Source organism: Pseudomonas sp. 18173, from assembly GCF_050432945.1.
In the GTDB taxonomy this organism is placed as follows: Bacteria; Pseudomonadota; Gammaproteobacteria; order Pseudomonadales; family Pseudomonadaceae; genus Aquipseudomonas.
The window spans coordinates 50,093-70,386 of sequence record NZ_JBKFTN010000024.1 but is presented as its reverse complement, the minus strand read 5'-3'; the positions used below and the strand labels follow the sequence as shown (position 1 = coordinate 70,386).

Below are 20,294 nucleotides of genomic sequence, written 5' to 3'. Positions count from 1 at the left end.
ACCTGCGAGTTAGTTGTTGTTGCTGCTGTCGTTCTTGTTGTCGACGCGGTAGCTGAAGCTGAAGCCCACACCCTGGAACAACACCACGTCCGCCAGTTGTCGCGCGAGCTCACCGGCGCTGGCCAGCTTGGTCTTGGGCACGTACAGCATGTCGTCCGCTTGCAGGTAGGCGATCTGCGAGGCGTCGCCGGACAGGGCTTTTTCCACGTCGTAACGATGTGCGACCACCTGGTTGCCGTTACGCCGCATGATCATGACCGAGTCCAGGCGTGCCTTGATGTTGGAACCGCGGGCCATGGTCAGGGCTTCGAGCACCGACACCGGACGGCGGATCGGGTAGGAGCCCGGCTGGCCGACTTCACCCAGTACATAGATCTCATTGCCGGCGGTGGACTTGAGCAACACGTCCACGGTCATGCGGCCGGGCAGGGTGGCGTAGCGTTTGTTGAGGTAGGCCTCCAGCTGGTTGACGGTCATGCCTTGCAGCGGCACGGCGCCGATTTCCGGGAAACTGGCGTAGCCGTCGGTGCCCACGGTGATTTCCCGGCTCATGCCGGTGCCGGGGTGGTTGAGCACGGACTTGAGGTTCTGTTCATTGGTCAGCGGGGTCACCAGGATCACCGACAGCTGGTTGCGGTTGGGCTGGAACAGCTGTTTGCGGTCGTAGGCACGCTGAATCGCGTCACGCGCTTCGTCGCGGGTCAGGCCCTCGATTTTCACCGTGGTGTTGGCCCCCGGCAGTTCGATGGTGCCATCGGGCAGCACCAACTGGTTGCCGTTGAGCTGGCTGGCGGCGGTGAAGTTCAGCGCGATCATGTCCCCGGACTGCACGCGATAGGCTGCCGAGCCACTGGTGCTGATGTGGAAGATCACGTCCAGCACATCCTGTGGGCGCAGGGTCTGCTCGACCTTGGGCACGTCGGTGGCCTGGGCGTTGGCCGGTGGAGCCGTGAGGATCTGCACCGGCATGCTCTGGGAATCATCGGAGTGGGTGCTGGAGCAACCTGCCAGCGGCAGCAACAGCAGGACAAGCATCTTGGCGTTCATGGCGTCATCCGTTTCTGGTTGCTCACAGGTTTTTGTACAGCCACTTGGGCATGTAGTACTTGCGTCGGTTGAACACGCTGCCAACCAGTTTCGCGCCGGCCTGACTCAAGCGCTGGGCTGCGGCCTGGGCCACTTCCCAGCGGGTGTCTTCCGAACGCACGACCATGACCACGCCGTCCACCTGGGTGCTGATGACCAGGGTGTCGGAAGCCGAATACACCGCATCGCCGTCGATCACCACGAAGCGGTACTGGCTGCCCAGTTGCTCGAGCAACGGGCGCAGGCGTTCGGGCGTCAGGTGTTCGTTGCCACGGGAGTGGCGACCGAACGGGAGAATGTGGAAGGGCAGGCTGGAGACGTCCACCACGCAGTCCTGCAGCAACGGCGGGGTCTGGGTGTTGAACAACAAGTCGCGAAACCCCCGTTCCCGGGTCAGCCCCAACTGTTGCGTGAGGTTGGTCGCCGACTGGCTGGCATCCACCAGCAACACCTGGCCGCTGCTCATCTGCGCCAGTTGGCTGGCCAGCGCCAGGGCGCTGGTGGTGGTGCCGGCGCCGGGGTTGGCGGCGGTCAGGAACAGGATCCGCAGGTCCAGGTCAAGCACGGTCGATGTCAGGTTGGACTCGCTCGGGCTGGCAATGCTGAGGCTTTTTGCAGTTGAACCGTCCATTTAACTCGCTCCGTGGCCGCTGAACACTTTGAAAGGGGTTTTCAACAGGATCTTCAAATCAAGCAGCAGGCTCTGCTCGGCGATGTAGGTGAGGTCCAGCTCGACACGCTGGTCGAAGTCGATGTTGCTGCGTCCGGAGATTTGCCACAGGCCGGTCATGCCGGGGTAGATGCTCAGGCGCGCGAGGTGGTTGTCCTTGTAGCGGTAGGCGTTGAACGAAGTGGGCCTGGGGCCTACAAGACGCATGTCGCCGGTCACTACGTTGAACAGGTTCGGCAGCTCGTCGAGACTGGTACGGCGCAGGAAACCGCCGATACCGGTGATGCGCGGGTCCTTGTCGATCTTGAAATCGATGGCGTCGGCGCCGTGCTTGTTCAGGTGCCGCAGGGACTCCTTGAGCTCCTCGGCGTTGGCGACCATGGTGCGGAATTTGTACATGCCGAACAGGCGGCCGCGGTAACCGGTGCGTTTCTGCACGAACATCACCGGCCCCGGGCTGGTGAGTTTCACGGCCAGCGCCAACCCCAGCAGCACCGGCGAAATCAGCACCAGGATCAGTAGTGCACCGACGCAGGCCAGTACGCGGTTGGTGCGCGACAAGGTCCACGACCGGCCACCGTCGCGACCGGTAATCCAGCTACGGCCCTGCATGTGAATGGCGGCGTCCATGCGCATGCGGTGTTCGGGGTCCATGCGTTTGTCCCGACGCATGTTGGTCAGAGGCACGCTTTTTTCATGTCCAGTCATAAATCCTCCGCAGAGTTCAGCCGCGTGCGGCGTTGGCGACAGGCAGTCAGTAGTCAGTGCGAAACCAGGCAACGAAGCGCCCCGGTCCCTCATCCAGCTCGAAACGCGGCTGGAAATCGGCAGCGTGGGCCAGGTCGCAGGCAAACAGCGCCTCTATGGCCGGCGTATCGGCCAGTCAAAGTGTTGAGCGCTGGAAAGGGCGTGCCTGCTCTTGCACCCACTGCACGCGATGGTGTTTGAGTTACGGGTCGTAGCAGCTGGTGCCAATAAATCCGGTCGTTGCGGTGACTGGAATCTTCATGGGCGTACGGCCTCGGACACGATGTGGCGCAAGCCAATGCCGCTGCAGCGCAGGCCGGCGGCCGCCATCTGTTGCCGTTGCCGGATCTGCTTCGGATCGATGACGACACGCAGCGCGTGATGTCCGACATCGGTCAGTGCCGCTGCTTGAACAAGGCCAACATCGCCCGTACCAAATACGCTCACGTCCATATTGGCGTGCCTCGAAATGCGCTGGAGAGTTGCGAACTAAAACTGTCAAAAGGGGTATAGACCAGCCTTGGCAAACCGTGTCAGCAAACCGGCATGTTGACCGGGCAAGCCCCCCCAAATTTGGGGGCCATTTGCCATCAACCTCGCACCACTATTGGGTTTTTCCCCAAAGTTGAGGGATTGTGAAGAATTTCAAGAAAGCGATGGACGGTCGTAAGCCGTGAAATACAAGGGCTGTAACAGCTTGAGCGTGTCAGATTTGAGTCATCGGTTTATTGACGCTTTTCGCCAAAGTCCGACAGTTCTTACGCAAAGATGGCGCAATGCTATTATCCAGAAACGGCCGCCAATCGATTGACTGGACGCCCGTCAATTCACTACGGAGGTACCAAGCCTGGCGTCAGCGGTCTGCGGGTTGGCCTTGGGATCGTGCAGCAGGGAGAAGCCACGCTCGAGCAAGGTGCGGCCGATAAACCGCGACCCCACTTCGTTCAAGTGCGAGTCGTCCAGGTACAGCAGCTGGCCCTGAATGATCGGACTGCACACGCCCGCCGGGCATATCACCTGATTGGGGTCGATAAAGCGTATCTGCGGGAACCTGGCCCGCACGTCCGCCCAATAGGGCGCCAGTGCGCTCTGGGCCACCGAGCAATTGCGGTCGGTGCCGAACATCAGCCGGCGAATCGGGCAACTCGCCGCTTTTTCAATGTGCTGGTTGCTCAGGATGACGATCACCTGGCCGCTGTTCTCCACCACCCGCTGGATGCTCGCTTCGACGAGATCTTTGGCCCGTGCATCCTTGGGCCAGATCGCCGCCAGTACCACATAGCGATACTTGTTCTGCTGGATCAGGCTGAACACCCGTTCGTTGCGTTTCGCACAATGGGCCGCGTACACCGGAGGCATTTCGGCGGTGTAGCCGAGGATCGGCGGGCAGGAGTCCATGGTGTAGTCCATGAGCATGATGTTGTTCGGCCTGGCCAGGATGTCGACCATGCCGGTGAAGTGATTGGCAAACGAGTCGCCGATCATGATGCCGTCCAGCTCATCCTTGGTTGCGCCCAATCGGCAGTGCTCGTTGGGTTCGGTCTTGTACAGCGCATTGGGCACGTGGCAGCCGCTGCGGACCTCGGCAGGCTTGTTCAGGGCCATTGCTTCCAGTGCAGAAACGCCGGCGTTGAAGCGTTGTGGAAAACCGTTGAACTGCAGGCTCAATCCTGCCAGCAACGCCAGCCCCAACGCCGGCAGGGCAAACCGGCGGGTGAAGACCCGGGCAAAGTGCAAGGTCGCCCCGTTGCGCCGAAACGGCACTTCGACGTAGCGCCAGGACAGCCATGAAAGCAGGACGGAGGTGATGATCAACATCGCGCCCACGGGCAGGTCGATGGGGATTTCCACGTAGTTGAGGAAGGCAATCAACGGCCAGTGCCACAAATACAGCGAGTAGGAAATCAGGCCGATAAACACCATGGGGCGGCTGGTGAGCAGGCGTGAATGGCGATCACCGCTGCCGGCCAGGATCAGCAAGGCAGCGCCCAGGCAGGGGATCAGGGCGTTGATTCCGGGAAAGGTCGAGCCGGGCGTCAGGGCGAACAGCGAAAAACCGATCAGCAGGTAGCCCGCCAGCGCATAACCATGGGCCGTGAGTTTGCCGATCACGCGTGGCTGGTGCAGGTAGATCCCCAGCAGCCCGCCCAGCATCAGTTCGAAAAAGCGCGTGGGCAACAGGTAGTAGGCGGCCGTGGCGAAGACGCCGGTCGCGTACTCGGAAACCCCGACCGCCAGCACAACGCCAATGGCCAGCACGGGCAACACGTAGCGCGGCGCCAGGCGATACAGCAGCACGATGAACAGCGGCCAGATGACGTAGAACTGTTCTTCGATACCCAGTGACCAGGTATGCAACAACGGCGCTTCGCTGGCATCGGCGGCGAAGTAGTTACCGTACTTGACCCAGATGTAGATATTCGAGACACCCAGCAGCGAGAGCAGGGCGCTGACATTGAGGCGGATCAGGTCGACCGGAGACAGGATGAAGGCCCCGGCGATCACGGTCGCCAGCAGCACCGTCGCCAGCGCCGGGACGATGCGGTTGATGCGGCGCTGATAAAAGCCCTTGAGCGAGAACGCATTGCGCTTGACCTCGGAAAAAACCTGGGAAGTGATCAGGAATCCCGAGATGACAAAAAAGATGTCGACGCCAACGAAGCCGCCGGGCAACAGGCCGGCCTTGAGGTGGTGCAGCAGCACTGCAATCACCGCGACAGCGCGCAGCCCGTCAATGTCGGAGCGGTACTTGCCTTGAGCCATGCGCCTGACCATCCCTAAAACCGAAGCGATCCATCGACGTCCGCCCCGTGACAACCGCTGTCAGGATCGCGGACATTCAAACCACTCATCATTTGTAGCTGGAAACCGGGGGGACGCAAAAATCAAAAGCACCCGTGGCCCACGAGCGTGATGGTTCATTGACCTTGGCGGGCTCGATACGCGCCCGGCGCGCACCCCAGCCACCGCAGGCATGCACGGTTGAAACTTTGCACATCGCTGTAGCCCAGCCGGTCGGAAATCTCCACCAGTTCCAGGTCTGTCCCCTGTAGAAAATCCTCGGCCCGGTAGCGGCGGTACTCGTCGAGCAACTCGGAAAAACTCCAGCCCAACGCCTTCAGGCGGCGGGCGGCGGTGCGCTCGAGCAAATGCTGGGCGGTACAGAATTGCTGCCAGTTGGCCTCGGCGAGATCGGCGATCAGATGGTCGCAGACTTGCTCCAGCAAGGTCGGCTCGCTGTTGCGTCGGGTCTGCTCCAGCAACTCGACCAGCGTGAATTCCAGTTCATGATTGCCCGGCGTCAACGGGATGACGAACAGCTGTGGATCGAGACGGATCGAGTGCTGCGCCTGTCCCCATTGCACGGCTGCGCGAAAGGCATGTTCATGTTCCTGCGGCTGGGCCGTGCAGGCTCCGGCCAGCCCGACGCCCAGAATCGGGTCGCGCTCCAGGCCGCTGGCAAGAAATTTACGGCGCAACATGCTGCACAGGCTGATGAGGATGTAATCGGTGGTTGCCGCGCTGGTTTTCACACTGCCGCGCTCGAGCAGGCGCAATTCGACGCTGTCGTCACCGCGCACGATCTGCGCCTGGAAGTGCCCGTTGAAAAACGGAAAGAAGCGCACGAAATACTGGCAGGCACTGTCCAGCGAGTCGGCGACGTCGAACAGGTACGTCAGGCCATTGGTGGCGGTGGAAACGAATCGCCGGCCGGCCGCCAGGCCGATCAGCGGGTCACCGCTCCGTTCCAGGGCAAACGCCCAGAAGCGTCGCGACATGAACAGCGGAATGCGCATGAAGGGCGTGCGCAACTCGAACAGGCTGCGACGAAACAGGCCTTCGATGCTGTCCCGGTCCACACCGCGGGCCAATAACTCCTCGATGGCCGGCAGCAGGGTCGGCGCGTAGAACGCATTGGGTACTGATTGATCGTGCAGTGGCTGATCGCTTTTTGTCATGCAGGGCTCACAGCTTGTTCCGGAACACTGGTTAGGCTGCCCGACGTTAAGCGATTTGCCGGAGCAAGACCATGCTTGATTTACGCCAGCTCGATTTGAACCTGTTGCTCGCCTTCGATGCGATCTACCAGCAGCGCAGCGTCACCCGTGCCGCCGAGGTCATGTGCCTGTCGCAACCGGCCATGAGCAATGCGCTGCGTCGCCTGCGCGAATTGTGCGGCGACCCGCTGTTCATCAAGAGTCGCCTGGGAGTGACGCCGACACTGATCGCCCATCGCCTGGCCGACTACGTGCGTGCCGCGCTCGAGTCGTTGCGCGATGGCTTGCGCATGATTCCCGCTGCGCGGCAGAACAATCCGTTGCTGCGCATCAGTTGTCTGGATTGTCTGCAACCGGTGCTGCTCGAGGCGTTGCTCGAATCGCCCCATGCCGATTGGCAGGTGCGCTATTTCCAGCCCCGGCGCCGTGACGCCTTGCAGGACCTGGCCAGCGGCAAGCTGGATATCCTGATCGACCTCGACCAGCCTCTGGCCGGGCTTGCCGGCCTGCACAAGCAGGCATTGCCCGCCGACCATTACGTGTTCGCCTATGGCACTGCGCTCAAGGAACCGCCGCGCACCCTGCAGGAATATCTGCAGCAGCCGCAGATTCAGGTGTCGAGCCGCCGCGACGGGCTCAGCCCGGTGGACTTGCAGTTGGGCTTGAAAGGTCTGCGCCGCAACGTGGCGATGAGCACCCAAAGCACCCTGGCCGCAAAGCTGATCGTCGACCGCCAGCCATTGGGCATCAGCCTGCCAAGCCGGGTCGCCAGTGTGCTGGGCCTGCAACACGTGCCGCTGCCCCTGGACGAACCCGTGGAATTGAAACTGGCGCTGTACATCGAGTCCCGCTATCGCTTCGAGCGTAGCCGCGAGGAGGCGATGCATTGCCTGTTGCGTGCTCTCGGTGAACCCCGGGCATTGCAGGCGTTCGCCCGGCGTGCGTGAAACCCTGTGGGAGCGGGCTTGCTCGCGTAAACGGTGGGTCATTCAACCATGATGTCGACTGACATGGCCCCTTCGCGAGCAAGCCCGCTCCCACAGGGGGCGTGTTCAGTTCAGGTACACCTGGTTCGATGCCAGCAAGCGCCGGTCGACCGTCAGCACGGCATCAACCATCGCCAGCGCCGCCGGGGTCAGGGAGTGGCCGGCGCGGCTGACGATGCCGTAGTGCAATTGCAGGCCGGGATCTTCGGCAGGCACATCGGCAAATTCCAGCAGCCGGATCAGGCCCTGGTCGACCAGTTCGGCCAAGGCCTCCATGGTGGCGATGCCCACTGCGTCGGAACGCATCACCACGCGGCGGATGGCATCGAATTGCGCGCACTCGACGCTCGGGTTGAAGTCCGCCTCGCCCTGCACGTCGGCGAGGATCTTGCGGATCATCGGCGGTATTCGCGTGCCGACCACTGCGTAGTCGAGCAGGGCGCGCAGGGACGGGCTCTGCTGCTGCGCCAGGGGATGGCCTATGCGGCAAAAGAACCGTCCGCGCCGGGGACGCAACAGCTGTACCTGGTATTGCGGGTCGCCGGTGAAGTACCGCGCGTCGGCCACGAGGAATTCGATCTGCTGTTCACGCAGCCAGACCGCCAGTTGTTCCCAGTCGCCCTGGTGGAAACTGATGCGGACCGCCGGGTGTGCCTGGATGAACTCTGCCAGCGCCTCGGGCACCAGCAGCTGGGCCGGATACGGGCCGCAGCCGAAGCGTAACTCGCCGCCGGTCAGGCCGTTGTATTGCGTCAGTTCGTTGTGCAAGGCCTGGCTGCCGGCGAGCAGGCGCCGGGCATGTTGCAGCACCAGTTCACCCTGGCCAGTCAGGCGCAATTCGCGGCTGCTGCGATCTACCAGCGCACAGTCGAGATCGCGCTCCAGGGTCTGGATGCTGCGACTGAAGGCCGGTTGACTGAGGTTGGTCGCCTCGGCGGCGCGGCCGAAGTTGCGGTAATCGGCCAAGGCGACAAAGTGGCGGAGTTGTCGTAAGTCCATCATGCGTCCTCTGCATTCTACGGATACTTTTAATGCATTGGATCGATAGCACAGGGGCTGGCATAAGTACACGCCTGTCTTCTCGCCGTAACGTGCCATGACCAGTCAACCGTTCATTTCCAGCGCCTTCACCCGCACCATCCTCAGCCATGCGCGGCAGTCCGGCTTGTGTCAGGACCAACTGCTGCAACGGGCCGGCATCTGCCTGTCGTTGCTCGAGGGGCCGGACCTGCACGTGCCCGCGCACCTGGTCGAGCGCCTGTGGAATGAGTGTGAGCGTGCGGGAGCGGGGGAGTCGTTTGGTTGTGAGCTGGTCAACGGCATGGCGACCACCACGCTGCAGGGTTTGAACATTCTGCTGGACTCCGCCGCGACCTTGCGCGCGAGCCTGAAGTGCTTCACCGATTTCCTGCCGCGGGTGACCAACTATGTGGTGGCGGAGCTGGAGGAGGGTGACGGGCTGGCCCGTCTGCATTTGCGCAGTGTTGACCAGCAAGCGCATTTTTTTGCGCTGGATGCGGCGACCCTGACCCTGGTGCGCAACATCGCCCGACGTTTGGGGCGAGCGCCGGTCGAGGTGTTTGTCGGCGTCCACCTGACCCCGCAACAGGCGGCCGGGCAGTGGTTGCGCAGTGTCGGTATCGAGGTGCAGACCGGTGCGCATCCTTGCCTGGTCTTGTCGGCGAGTAGCCTTGACGAGCCTCTTTTGGGGGCCAACGGGTTTTTGCATCAGAGCATGTTGCGGCACTGGCAGGTCGCGGCGGTGCAACATTCGCGCGGTGACAGTCTGGAGCTGGCGCGGCACTGGTTGACGGCGGGGGATCAGCCGATTGAGCGGATTGCCGAGCGGTTGGGGTATCGGCAGTCGAGTAATTTTATTCGGGCGTTTCGGAAGCGGTTCGGGATTACGCCCAAGCAGTTTCGTCTCGGTTTGTAGCGGGGTACATATCCGTTTTTTGAGTGACGGCGGCTGGTGGTTTCGCCCTTACGGCGACTCACTTTTTTTGACAAACGCCTCAAAAAAAGTAAGCAAAAAAAACGCTCGCCCCGAACGTACGGCCCCTCGCCAGGGCTCGGGGTTCCTGCGCTCCGGCATTCATCCGGGGGCATTGCCCTACGGTTTGCTTCGCTGTACCTCCCTGCAACGTGTGCGGCTTCGCCGCCCGGCGCTGCGCGCCATTCCCCGGATGAATACCTCCGCTCAGCCTGCCGAGGGGGCGGGTGGATCAAGATCAAAAGCGACAGGCGAGCTAACGCTCGGCCCTGTAGGAGCGAGCTTGCTCGCGATGGACGTCAACGATGATGCGGGCTGTCTGAATCCTCGCGGTGGCCCGGCGTTTTTCGCGAGCAAGCTCGCTCCTCCAGGGGAAGGCATTCAATCGCGAGCAGGTCGGCTGTCAGGCCGCCTCGCTTTTGCTTTGGCTTTTGATCTGCTTGCCCCCTAAAGAGGAGCGGAGCGAGGGAATGCCGAGCCACANTCCTCGCGGTGGCCCGGCGTTTTTCGCGAGCAAGCTCGCTCCTACAGGGGAAGGCATTCAATCGCGATCAGGTCGGCTGTCAGGCCGCCTCGCTTTTGCTTTGGCTTTTGATCTGCTTGCCCCCTCGAGAGGACCGGAGCGAGGGAATGCCGAGCCTGGGCGAGGCACCGAACGTCAGGGGCAAGAGCGTTTGGTTACTTTGCGCTTTTCAAAGTAACCCGCTGTAAGAGCGGAACCGCCAGAGGCCGTTACCTAAATAACGGATATGTACTCCTTCAAAAATCCACACCGCCNCTTTGGCTTTTGATCTGCTTGCCCCCTCGAGAGGACCGGAGCGAGGGAATGCCGAGCCTGGGCGAGGCACCGAACGTCAGGGGCAAGAGCGTTTGGTTACTTTGCGCTTTTCAAAGTAACCCGCTGTAAAAGCGGAACCGTTAGTGGCCGTGACCACAACAACGGATATGTACACAAAAAAACGTCGCCCAACACAAAGCCTTCGCGAGCAGGCTCGCTCCCACAAGTGGCTGATGCGTACCCCCTTCAAACAATTACCGTCCGCCTCGCAGATCCCCCCGATGATCATTTTTTGTCACCCATCGCTTGCGTGTCGCGCTCGATAGTTGGGCACCGTGTCCTGGCTGAGCAAATCTGACCGGAGCCCAATAATGATAAAAAAACGCTCGGCCACAGCCGGAGTCCGCCTGCGACTTCACCGGTTTGGCCACACTCGCCCGCATCCCCTCGCACTGGCGATTCTTGCCGTACTCACGGGGCCGGCCTGCGCTACCACATTTGACCTCAACGAAGACTGGAGCCTGTCGACCAAGACCAGCCTGAGCCTGGGCAGCAGCTGGTCGACGCAAAACCCCGACAAAAGCCTGATGACCCGCGCCAACGCCTTGCAGGCACAGGGCGTGAATGCCAATGGCAGCAGCGTCAGCGCCGACGACAACCGGCTGAACTTCGAGAAGGGCGATCCCATCTCGCAGCTCTTCAAGGGCCTCACCGATTTCAGTCTCGACGGCCAGGGCCAGGGTGCGTTCATCCGTTTCAAATACTGGTACGACCACGCCTACGAAACCGGCAATGGCCGCTTCAAGGATTTCGACGATTCGGGCTGGGACGATTTGTCGAAGTTCAAGGGCTTCCAGGTGCTCGATGCCTATGTCTGGAAAGACTTCCAGGTGGCCGAGCATCCGCTGGGCGTGAAGGTCGGCAACCAGGTGTTGTCCTGGGGCGAAGCGCTGCTGATCCAGAACGGCATCAACGTGATCAACCCGCTGGACATCTCGGCGTTCAACCGTCCCGGTGTGGAAATCAAGGAAGGCCAGTTGCCGGTGGAGATGGTCTCCTTCAGCTTCGGCCTGACCGACAGCACCAACCTCGAAGGTTTCTACCAGTACAACTGGCGCCCCAGTGTCCTCGACGGTTGCGGCACCTTTTTCGCCAGCAGCGATGTGATCCAGCCCGGTTGCGGGCCGCTGTACCTGAGCCAGGTGCAGACCGATCAACAGATGCAGGCCGCGGGTCTGTTCGCCACGTCCCGGGGCAACGAGTCGCCCTCCGACAACGGCCAGTTCGGCTTCGCCCTGCGTCAGATGATCCCGGCGCTCAACGATGCCGAAGCGGCGATCTACTACATCAACTATCACTCGCGGTTGCCGTATTTCACCCTCAACGCCAGGAACACCGCCTTGCCCGGCACCTTTCCCGGTGGCGTCCAGGGGCCGAGTTATGCGGCGGCCTTTCCGGAAAACATTCACCTGTACGGCATCAGCCTCAACGGCGTCGAACCGGTCACCGGGATTTCCCTGGCCGGTGAGTTGAGCTACCGGCCGAACATGCCGATCGCGATCAACGCGCCCGACGTCAACATCGCGGTGATTTCCGGGGCGGGGGGCAGTTCCTGGGTGCAGTTGCCGCCCGGTTTCAACACCACCGACGGCAGCCGGTTCGATGCGTGGGAGCGCAAGGGTGTGTGGCAGCTCACCGGTTCGGCCACCCAGGCCATCGACAACGTGCTGGGCGCCACGCGCCTGAGCCTGTTCGGTGAGGCTGGTGTGGTGCACATCGACGATCTCGGCGATGAGCGCCTGGGCCGTAATGCCGCGTTCGGCCGCAGCGCTCCACGCAACGGCACGCTGTGCAATACGGTGGCTTCGGGGGTGACCAACCAATACTGCACCGACAAGGGTTTTGCCACCGATTGGTCGTGGGGTTATCGCCTGCGCGCCAGCCTCGAATACAGCGATGTGTTGCCCGGCATCAACCTGATTCCGGCCGTCAACTGGCGGCACGACGTCTCGGGTTATTCCTACGATCCGCAAGGGCCGTTCCAGGAAGGCCAGCAAGCGCTGGGCGTGAGCCTGACCGGCGTCTACATGAACGATTACAGCGTGGAATTGGCCTACAACGCGTTCTTCGGTTCCAACGACTACAGCACCCTCGACGACCGCGATTTCGCATCCGTCAGCTTCAAGGCAGACTTCTAAGGAGAACCGTTATGCGTATGCAATTGTACGTGCTGGCCCTGGCCTGCACCGTCGGCCTGGCTCAGGCCAAAGGCACTGACTCCACGGCGCTGGGCAAGACCCTGACCCCCATGGGCTCGGAAATGGCAGCCAATGCCGATGGCAGCATCCCGGCCTGGACCGGTGGCCTGGCGAGCAACGCCGGCACCGTCGACAGCAAGGGCGGCTACAGCGATCCGTATGCTGCCGAGAAACCGTTGTTCACGGTCACCGCGCAGAATCTGGCGCAATACCAGAAGTTTCTCAGCCCCGGGCAAATGGCGATGTTCAAGCGCTTTCCCGACACCTACAAGATGAACATCTACCCGACCCATCGCAGCGCCAACCTGCCCAAGGACATACTGGCGGCGAGCCGCGACAACGTGGCCAAAACCAGCATGGCCGATGGCGGCAACGGCCTGCATGACTACGCCAGGGGCATTCCGTTTCCGTTACCCACCGAAGGGCTGGAGGTGATGTGGAACCACATGACCCGTTACCGTGGCGGCAGTTATGAGCGCATCAGCAGTTCGGCGCTGGTGCGTGAAAACGGCGCCACCAGCTACGTGCGCAACCAGTCGCTGATCAACTTCGCCGACACCGTGAGCGGGCTGGAACCGGGTTCGAACATCCTGTTCATGTTCAAGAGCCGGGTGCTGGAACCGGCGCGCCTGTCCGGCGAGGCCGTGCTGGTGCATGAGCCGATCGACCAGGTCGCCGAGCCGCGTTCGGCGTGGCAATACCTGCCGGGGCAACGTCGTGTGCGTCGTGCGCCGATGATCGCCTACGACAACAGCGCCCGTTACAGCAATGGCCTGATCACCGCCGACAACATCGACGGCTACAACGGCGCGCCGGACCGTTTCGACTGGAAACTGCTGGGCAAGCAAGAGCTGTTCATCCCCTACAACAGCTACCGGATCGGCAGCCACGAGCTCAAGTACGACGCCGTGATCAAGCCCAATCACATCAACCAGGACCTGGCCCGCTACGAGAAGCACCGCGTGTGGGTGGTCGAGGCGACGCTCAAGCCGGGTGCCCGGCACATCTATGCCAAGCGCCGGTTCTATGTCGATGAAGACAGCTGGCAGATCGCCCAGTCGGACCAGTACGACAGCCGCGGCGAACTGTGGCGCAGCGGTGAACTGCACGCGATTCAACAGTACGACCACGGCTTCACCTACAACGTGCTGGAAACTTCGTACGACCTGATCTCCGGACGCTACTACGCCGGCGGCCTGGCCAACGAAGAGACCGAGCCGATGCGCGTGGGCTTCGCCGCCAGGACCGACGACTACACCCCGTCGGACCTGCGGCGCTGGGCCAAGTAAATCGTATTCAGCACTACTGCAAGTCCCTGTGGGAGCGGGCTTGCCCGCGATGAGGGGGTATCAGACAGCATCAATCTTGGNCTGACACACCGCCTTCGCGAGCAGGCTCACTCCCACAGGTATTGCATTTACCCTGTGGCAGCGAGTCTGGTTTCAGGGCGTAACGATATTGAACTGCGGCGCAAAGGTATCGAGGCTGCTCATCAACTCCCCAAGCTTCTTGCCATTGCCTTGCACTTTGATCAGGCCCTTCTGGATGGCCGTCGGGATATCCAGTTGCTTGAGGCTGATCTGCTCCAGGGTTGCCTTGCTCATGCTCACGCCGGCATCCGCCTGGGGGTTGAGGCCGGCACGGTGGGTCAGTACGCCATTGCGCAGGGTCAGGTTGAAGTCCTTGTTCTGATCCTCGAAGGTCCAGTTCAGGGTCAGGTCATGGCCCACGGCCTTTTCACTGTCCAGGCGAACCGCGAGGAAGTCGAAGAACATTTGCGGACTCATCGCCCGCACCATGTCCACCGACACCGAAGTGCCCGCATGGGGTGGCACGCCGTTGCGCAGTTCCATGGCGCCGGTCAGGTACATATTGCGCCAGGTGGCGTTTTCACTTTGATAGCCCATTTGCTCCAGCGCCTCGGCCTGGGCTTTGCGGGCGTCGCCGTTGTCCGGGCTGGCGAACAGCAACTGATTGCCCAGTTGCGCGGCCCAGCGGTATTCGCCCTTGGCCATGGCCGCCTGCATTTTCCCCAGCACAGCCGCATCGCCGCCCATGGCTTCGACCGTGTGTTTCGCCAAATCCACCGGTGGCAGCGGATTGAGGTTGGCCGGGTTGCCGTCATAGAAACCCATGTAGCGCTGATACACCGCGCGGGTGTTGAAACTCAGCGAGCCGTAGTAGCCACGGGTGTACCACTTCTGGTCCAGGTTGCCGGGCAGTTTCTTGATCGAGTCGGCGATTTCCAGCGGCGTCAGGCCCTGGTTGAGCAGGTGCAAGGTGCGGTCATTGAGGAAGGCGTACATGTCGCGCTGGTCGGCGAGGAAGGTGCGGATGCGTTCACCGCCCCAGGTCGGCCAGTTGTGCTGGGCGAACAGCACGTCGCTCTTGTCGCCGTAACGCGCCAGGCTGCTGTCCAGGTACTGCGCCCAGGCCTTGGCATCGCGCACTTGCGCACCGCGCGGGGTGAGGATGTTGTGCATCATCTGCGTGGCGTTTTCCGCCATGCACAAGGCGCGCAACTGCGGCAGGTACAGGTTCATTTCCGCCGGCGCCTCAGTGCCCGGGGTCAACTGGAATTCCACGTCGAGGCCGGCGATGGTGCGGGTTTCCAGTTCCTTGTCGATCAGGTCGGTGGGCGCGATCAAGGTGACGGTGCCGCCGCTCGGCGTGCTCTTGCCCAGGCCGGCGTCGACCTGGCCTTTTTCACCGCGGGGCAGCAGGCTGCCGAACTGGAACTGCGCACGGCGACTCATGGCGTTGCCGGCGTAGACGTTCTCGCTCATCACGTGTTCCATGAACCCGGCGGGGGCGAACACCTTGACCTTGCCGGCCTTGACGTCGGCCTCGTCGATGACCCCGCGCACGCCACCGAAGTGGTCGACGTGGGTATGGCTGTAGATCACCGCCACCACCGGTTTGTGAGGACGGTTCCGGTAGTACAGGTCCAGTGCCGCCCTGGCCGTTTCGGCCATGGTCAGCGGGTCGATGATGATCAGGCCGTCGTCGCCTTCGATGATGGTCATGTTGGCCAGGTCGAGGCCGCGCACTTGATACAGCCGTGGGCTGACTTCGAACAATCCGGCATGGGCGCTGAGCTGGGCCAGGCGCCAGAGGCTCGGGTTGACTGAATCCGGGGCCTGTTCCCCGGCGAGGAAGTCATAGGCCTGGATATCCCAGATGACCTTGCCCGAGGCGTCCTTGACCTGGTCCTTGAAGGGCGCGATCAAACCCTTGGTGACCGACTCGTAGTCGGTGCGGTCGGTAAAGGGCAGTTGTTGCAGCACGGCGGCGTTACTGGCCTTGGTTTGCGGGCTGGCCGCGACCGGTTCAGCGGCGGCGACCGCCGATTGCGCGAGACAGGCAGTGATCAGGCAAGCGAGCAGCCCACGAGGGCTGAAGGTGAAACGAGGCATGGCGTCTCCGTTTTTATCGTTATGGTCGAACCAGCTTCGAGGGTAGGGCGATGGGCGAGCGGGGCGATGAGCGTCACCGGACAAAAACCATTCAGGGCCGCTATTCTTGGGCGACGCTTATTCAACAGGTTGACCCATGCTTGAAGTCCACGGCGTTTTCAAAAGCTACGCCACACCGCAAGGGCCGCTGCCGGTGTTGCAAGGCGTCGACCTGACGCTCAGGCCCGGCAGCAGCCTGGCGCTGATGGGCGAGTCGGGCAGTGGCAAAAGCACCTTGCTGCACTTGATCGCCGGGCTGGACAAGGTCGATCGCGGCAGCATCCGCAGTGGCGAGCATCGTCTGGAACAGATGAATGAAGGGCAACTGGCGAACTGGCGCCGCACGGAAATCGGCCTGGTGTTCCAGCAATTCAACCTGATCGGCAGCCTGCGGATCGAAGACAACCTGGCGATTCAGGCGCGTCTGGCGGGGCGCCATGATCCACGCTGGCAAGCGCATCTGGTGCGGCGCCTGGGCTTGGGCGATTTGCTGCGGCGCTACCCGGAGCAACTGTCCGGCGGTCAGCAGCAGCGGGTTGCGCTGGGCCGGGCGCTGGCGTCACGCCCGCCATTGCTGCTGGCCGACGAGCCCACCGGCAGCCTCGATGAAACCACCGGCGCCGAGGTGTTGCAGTTGCTTCTGGAGTTGCTCGACGACAGCCCCACCAGCCTGTTGATGGTCACCCACAGTCCCGGCGTGGCGGCGCGGCTGGCGGAGAAAACCTTGCTGTGCGGTGGTCGCCTGGCCAGTGCGGGCGAGCGCTGACATGCGCATCTTTGGCGAAACCCTGCGCGCATTGCTCAGCCATTGGCGGCAGCATCCGGTGCAGTTTTTCAGCGTGCTGACCGGGTTGTGGCTGGCCACCAGTCTGTTGACCGGTGTCCAGGCGCTCAACAGCCAGGCCCGCGACAGCTATGCCCGTGCCAGTCAGTTGATCGGCGGCGAACCTCAGGCCAGCCTCAGTGCACCTGGCGGCGGCACCTTCCCCCAGCAATGGTTTATCGATCTGCGCCAGGCGGGGTGGCCCGTGTCGCCGGTGCTGCAAGGGCGGCTCACGCTCAAGGGGCATGAAGAGCAGCGCCTGCAGTTGCTGGGCATCGAGCCGGTGTCGCTGCCGGCGGGCGCTGCGGTGGCCGGGCAGGCCTTGGCGATTGACCAGGTGGTCGGCTTTTTCAGCCCGCCGGGCAGTACCTGGATATCGTCGCAGACCTTGCAGGCGCTGGGCTTGCGCGAAGGTGAGCGGCCCTTGAACCTGACTGGCGCGGCACTGCCGCCGTTGCATGTACAGGCCGATATGGCGCCCGGTGTGCTGCTGGTGGACATCGGTTTTGCCCAGCAGATTCTCGGTTTGCCCGACCAACTGTCGCGACTGCTGTTACCCAAGGACTTCAGCGCACCGCTGCCGGACGCGCTCAAGGGACAGCTGCAATTGAAGAGTGCCGGTGAAGAAAACAACCTGACACGCCTGACCGAAAGCTTTCACCTGAACCTCGATGCCCTGGGGGTGTTGTCGTTCGTGGTCGGTCTGTTCATCGTGCATGCCGCGATCGGCCTGGCGCTGGAGCAGCGGCGAGGCTTGTTCCGGACTTTGCGTGCCTGCGGTGTGAGTGTGCGGGTGCTGATCGCCTGTCTCGCCGTCGAGCTGGGCGCACTGGCCCTGATCGGCGGGGTGGCCGGGGTGGTCAGCGGCTACCTGCTGGCGAGCATGCTGTTGCCGGATGTCGCCGCCAGCCTGCGCGGTTTGTACGGCGCCGAAGTGGCGGGGCAGTTGAGCCTCAGCCTGTCATGGTGGTTCAGCGGTATTGGCCTGAGCCTGATTGGCGCAATGCTGGCCGGGGTCAACAGTCTGTTGCGGGCAGCGCGCTTGCCCTTGCTGGCGCTGGCCGACCCGCAGGCCTGGCATCAGGCCCATGCCCGCTGGCTGCGACGCCAGGGCGCGGTGGCGGCGATGGCCGGGGTGATCGCGCTACTGGCGCTGGTCTTCGGCGACAGCCTGGCCAGTGGCTTCGTGTTGATGGCGGCGCTGTTGATCGGTGCCGCACTGGCGCTGCCGGTGGTGCTCAGTTCGCTGCTCAATCTGTGCTCGCAGCGCAGTCGCTCGGTGCTTGGCCAATGGTTTATTGCCGATTGCCGCCAGCAATTGCCGGCCCTGAGCCTGGCATTGATGGCGCTGCTGTTGGCGATGGCGGCGAATATCGGGGCCGGTAGCATGACCGCCGGCTTTCGCCAGACCTTCAGCGACTGGCTCGAACAACGGCTGACGGCCGAGCTTTACCTCAACCCCCAGAACCCGGTCCAGGCCCGGGAGCTGCACGGTTGGCTCAACCAGCAACCGCAACTGGCGGCGGTGCTGCCCAACTGGCAGGTGTCGATCCAGTTGCAGGGTTGGCCGACGGACCTGTCCGGGATCATCGATCACCCGACCTATCGCCAGCACTGGCCGCTGCTCGAGGCCTTGGGCGATGACTCTTGGGAGCGGCTGGCCAAGGACGATGCGGTGATGCTCAGCGAACAACTGGCCCGGCGCCTGCGCGTGCAACTGGGCGATCATGTGACGCTGCCGACGCCCACGGGCCCGTGGTCGCCACGGATCGTCGGGATCTACGCCGACTATGGCAATCCCAAGGGGCACATTCTGGTGAACTTCCGCCACCTGTTGCACGGCTGGCCGCAACTGACGCCGAGCCGCTTCAACCTGCGCATCGAGCCGGCATCGATCCCGGCGTTCGTCACGGCGTTGCAGGCGCGTTTTACCCTGGACGACAGCCGCATTGTCGATCAGGCGCGGCTCAAGGACTGGTCCACGCAAGTCTTCGAACGCACCTTCGCCGCCACTGCCGCACTCAATAGCCTGACGTTGTGCGTGGCTGGCGTTGCGCTGTTCATCAGCTTGTTGACCCAAAGCCAGAGCCGTCTCGGACAACTGGCGCCGCTGTGGGCGCTGGGCGTGACACGGCGGCACCTGATGTTGCTCAACCTTGGGCAAACCTGGTTGCTGGCGCTGCTGACCCTGGTGCTGGCATTGCCGCTGGGCATTGCCCTGGCGTGGTGCCTGGACACGGTGATCAACGTGCAGGCCTTTGGCTGGCGCCTGCCGTTGCGGGTGTTTCCTTGGCAACTGTTGCAATTGATGGGGCTGGCGCTGGTGGCGACGTTACTGGCCTCGGCCTGGCCGTTGTTGCGCTTGTACCGCACGCAACCGGCGGATCTGCTGCGGACCTTTGCCCATGAAGATTAAGCCCGGCGTGTTGTTCCTGGTGCTGCTGGCGAGCGGTTGCGAGCAACCGGCACCGGTAGAAAAGGGTTTTGCCGGGCTGGGCAACCAGGCCGCGGCGTTCACCCCGGTGGTGCCCGGTCGGGTGTTCAGCTTCCCGGCGGATCACGGCCCGCACGAGGGTTTTCGCATTGAGTGGTGGTACATCACGGCCAACCTGAAGGACGACCTGGGGCATGAGTTCGGCGCGCAATGGACCTTGTTCCGCAGTGCCTTGAAAGCCGCACCCGAGGTGTCGGGTTGGCAGAACCAGACGATCTGGCTCGGCCACGCGGCGGTGACGTCGGCGACGGCGCATCACGCAGCCGAACGCTATGCCCGGGGCGGCGTCGGTCAGGCCGGTGTCAGCATCGCGCCGTTCAACGCATGGATCGACGACTGGCAATTGCGCAGTCAGGCGCCTGCCGACAATCCGTTGGCCGACCTGCTGCTCAGCGCTCGCGACAAGCGCTTTGGCTATCGGTTGCAGTTGACCTCGACAGGTCCGCTGGTGCTGCAAGGAGACAAGGGCTTCAGCCAGAAATCCGAACAGGGCCAGGCCTCCTATTACTACAGCCAGCCGTTTTTCAAGGCCAGCGGCACCCTGGACATCGACGGTCAAACCTTCCAGGTCAGTGGCCCGGCCTGGCTCGACCGCGAATGGAGCAGCCAGCCCCTGACGGCCAACCAGAGCGGTTGGGACTGGTTCTCCCTGCACCTGGACAGCGGCGAGCAGGTGATGCTCTATCGCATGCGGCAAAAGGACGGCGAACCTTACCTCACCGGCACCTGGATCGACGCCCAGGGCCAGACACAACCGCTGCACGCCAGCGACATCAGCCTGACGCCGCAAGACACCGCCCGCGTGGCCGGGCGCGAGATGCCCGTTCGCTGGTCGATCAGGATTCCCGCCAGGCACCTCGATATTGTCATCAGCGCACTCAATCCCCAGGCCTGGATGGACTTGCGCATTCCTTACTGGGAAGGCCCGGTACGCCTCAGTGGCAGCCATGCAGGGAACGGATATCTGGAAATGACCGGTTACCAGTAACCTGTACCGGTAACTTGC

At 62.6% G+C, this 20,294-nt stretch carries 15 protein-coding genes; 7 read left to right on the top strand and 8 right to left on the bottom strand.

Annotation, left to right across the window (positions count from 1 at the left end; genetic code table 11):
* Positions 1–9 precede the first annotated feature (9 nt).
* From ACLD1X_RS23695 to ACLD1X_RS23670, 6 genes are all read right to left on the bottom strand, one after another.
* Entirely contained in the window at positions 10–1,047 is a 1,038-nt protein-coding gene (locus tag ACLD1X_RS23695) for a polysaccharide biosynthesis/export family protein (RefSeq protein WP_429371810.1), read from the bottom strand.
* A 22-nt stretch (positions 1,048–1,069) separates the two neighbouring features.
* A complete protein-coding gene (locus tag ACLD1X_RS23690) occupies positions 1,070–1,717 on the bottom strand; it encodes a CpsD/CapB family tyrosine-protein kinase (RefSeq protein ID WP_429371808.1) in 648 nt (215 codons plus the stop codon).
* The gene (locus tag ACLD1X_RS23685; protein ID WP_429371806.1) at positions 1,718–2,464 is read right to left on the bottom strand and encodes a sugar transferase; all 747 of its coding nucleotides are present in this window, start codon (positions 2,462–2,464) and stop codon (positions 1,718–1,720) included.
* Positions 2,465–2,761: 297 nt separating this feature from the next.
* Positions 2,762–2,956 (bottom strand): hypothetical protein, encoded by a 195-nt coding sequence (locus tag ACLD1X_RS23680; RefSeq protein WP_429371804.1) that lies wholly within the window; start codon positions 2,954–2,956, stop codon positions 2,762–2,764.
* A gap of 369 nt (positions 2,957–3,325) precedes the next feature.
* Positions 3,326–5,266, bottom strand: coding sequence for an acyltransferase family protein (locus ACLD1X_RS23675; RefSeq protein ID WP_429371802.1), 1,941 nt, complete (start codon positions 5,264–5,266; stop codon positions 3,326–3,328).
* A 155-nt stretch (positions 5,267–5,421) separates the two neighbouring features.
* Positions 5,422–6,462 carry an AraC family transcriptional regulator ligand-binding domain-containing protein gene (locus tag ACLD1X_RS23670; RefSeq protein ID WP_429371800.1) on the bottom strand — a complete coding sequence of 347 codons (1,041 nt, stop codon included), beginning with the start codon at positions 6,460–6,462 and terminating at the stop codon, positions 5,422–5,424.
* Positions 6,463–6,533: 71 nt separating this feature from the next.
* Here ACLD1X_RS23670 and ACLD1X_RS23665 point away from each other — a divergent pair, with 71 nt between their 5' ends.
* The gene (locus tag ACLD1X_RS23665; protein ID WP_429371798.1) at positions 6,534–7,448 is read left to right on the top strand and encodes a LysR family transcriptional regulator; all 915 of its coding nucleotides are present in this window, start codon (positions 6,534–6,536) and stop codon (positions 7,446–7,448) included.
* Between the two features lie 105 nt (positions 7,449–7,553).
* On the opposite strand, the gene ACLD1X_RS23660 is transcribed toward ACLD1X_RS23665, so the two are convergent.
* Positions 7,554–8,489 (bottom strand): LysR family transcriptional regulator, encoded by a 936-nt coding sequence (locus ACLD1X_RS23660; protein ID WP_429371796.1) that lies wholly within the window; start codon positions 8,487–8,489, stop codon positions 7,554–7,556.
* A gap of 94 nt (positions 8,490–8,583) precedes the next feature.
* On the opposite strand from ACLD1X_RS23660, the gene ACLD1X_RS23655 reads away from it, so the two are divergent.
* The 3 genes from ACLD1X_RS23655 to ACLD1X_RS23645 all read left to right on the top strand — a co-directional run bounded on the left by ACLD1X_RS23655 (position 8,584) and on the right by ACLD1X_RS23645 (position 13,805).
* A complete protein-coding gene (locus ACLD1X_RS23655) occupies positions 8,584–9,423 on the top strand; it encodes an AraC family transcriptional regulator ligand-binding domain-containing protein (RefSeq protein ID WP_429371794.1) in 840 nt (279 codons plus the stop codon).
* A 1,206-nt stretch (positions 9,424–10,629) separates the two neighbouring features.
* The gene (locus ACLD1X_RS23650) at positions 10,630–12,456 is read left to right on the top strand and encodes a DUF1302 domain-containing protein (RefSeq protein ID WP_429371792.1); all 1,827 of its coding nucleotides are present in this window, start codon (positions 10,630–10,632) and stop codon (positions 12,454–12,456) included.
* An 11-nt stretch (positions 12,457–12,467) separates the two neighbouring features.
* Positions 12,468–13,805, top strand: a complete 1,338-nt coding sequence (locus ACLD1X_RS23645; RefSeq protein WP_429371790.1) for a DUF1329 domain-containing protein — start codon at positions 12,468–12,470, stop codon at positions 13,803–13,805.
* 153 nt (positions 13,806–13,958) lie between these two features.
* Here the strand turns inward: ACLD1X_RS23645 and ACLD1X_RS23640 are convergent, their stop codons facing one another.
* A complete protein-coding gene (locus tag ACLD1X_RS23640; protein WP_429371788.1) occupies positions 13,959–15,932 on the bottom strand; it encodes an alkyl/aryl-sulfatase in 1,974 nt (657 codons plus the stop codon).
* Between the two features lie 136 nt (positions 15,933–16,068).
* Between ACLD1X_RS23640 and ACLD1X_RS23635 the strand changes: the two genes are divergently transcribed.
* From ACLD1X_RS23635 to ACLD1X_RS23625, 3 genes are read left to right on the top strand one after another with little or no spacing between them, the layout of a single operon-like run.
* Entirely contained in the window at positions 16,069–16,737 is a 669-nt protein-coding gene (locus tag ACLD1X_RS23635; RefSeq protein WP_429371786.1) for an ABC transporter ATP-binding protein, read from the top strand.
* A 1-nt stretch (position 16,738) separates the two neighbouring features.
* Complete coding sequence (locus ACLD1X_RS23630; protein ID WP_429371784.1) at positions 16,739–19,210, top strand: ABC transporter permease; 2,472 nt, start codon at positions 16,739–16,741, stop codon at positions 19,208–19,210.
* Positions 19,200–20,276: a lipocalin-like domain-containing protein gene (locus ACLD1X_RS23625; RefSeq protein WP_429371782.1), complete on the top strand. Its 1,077-nt coding sequence runs from the start codon at positions 19,200–19,202 to the stop codon at positions 20,274–20,276. Before ACLD1X_RS23630 ends, ACLD1X_RS23625 begins: the two co-directional genes overlap by 11 nt.
* The last annotated feature ends 18 nt before the right edge of the window (positions 20,277–20,294 follow it).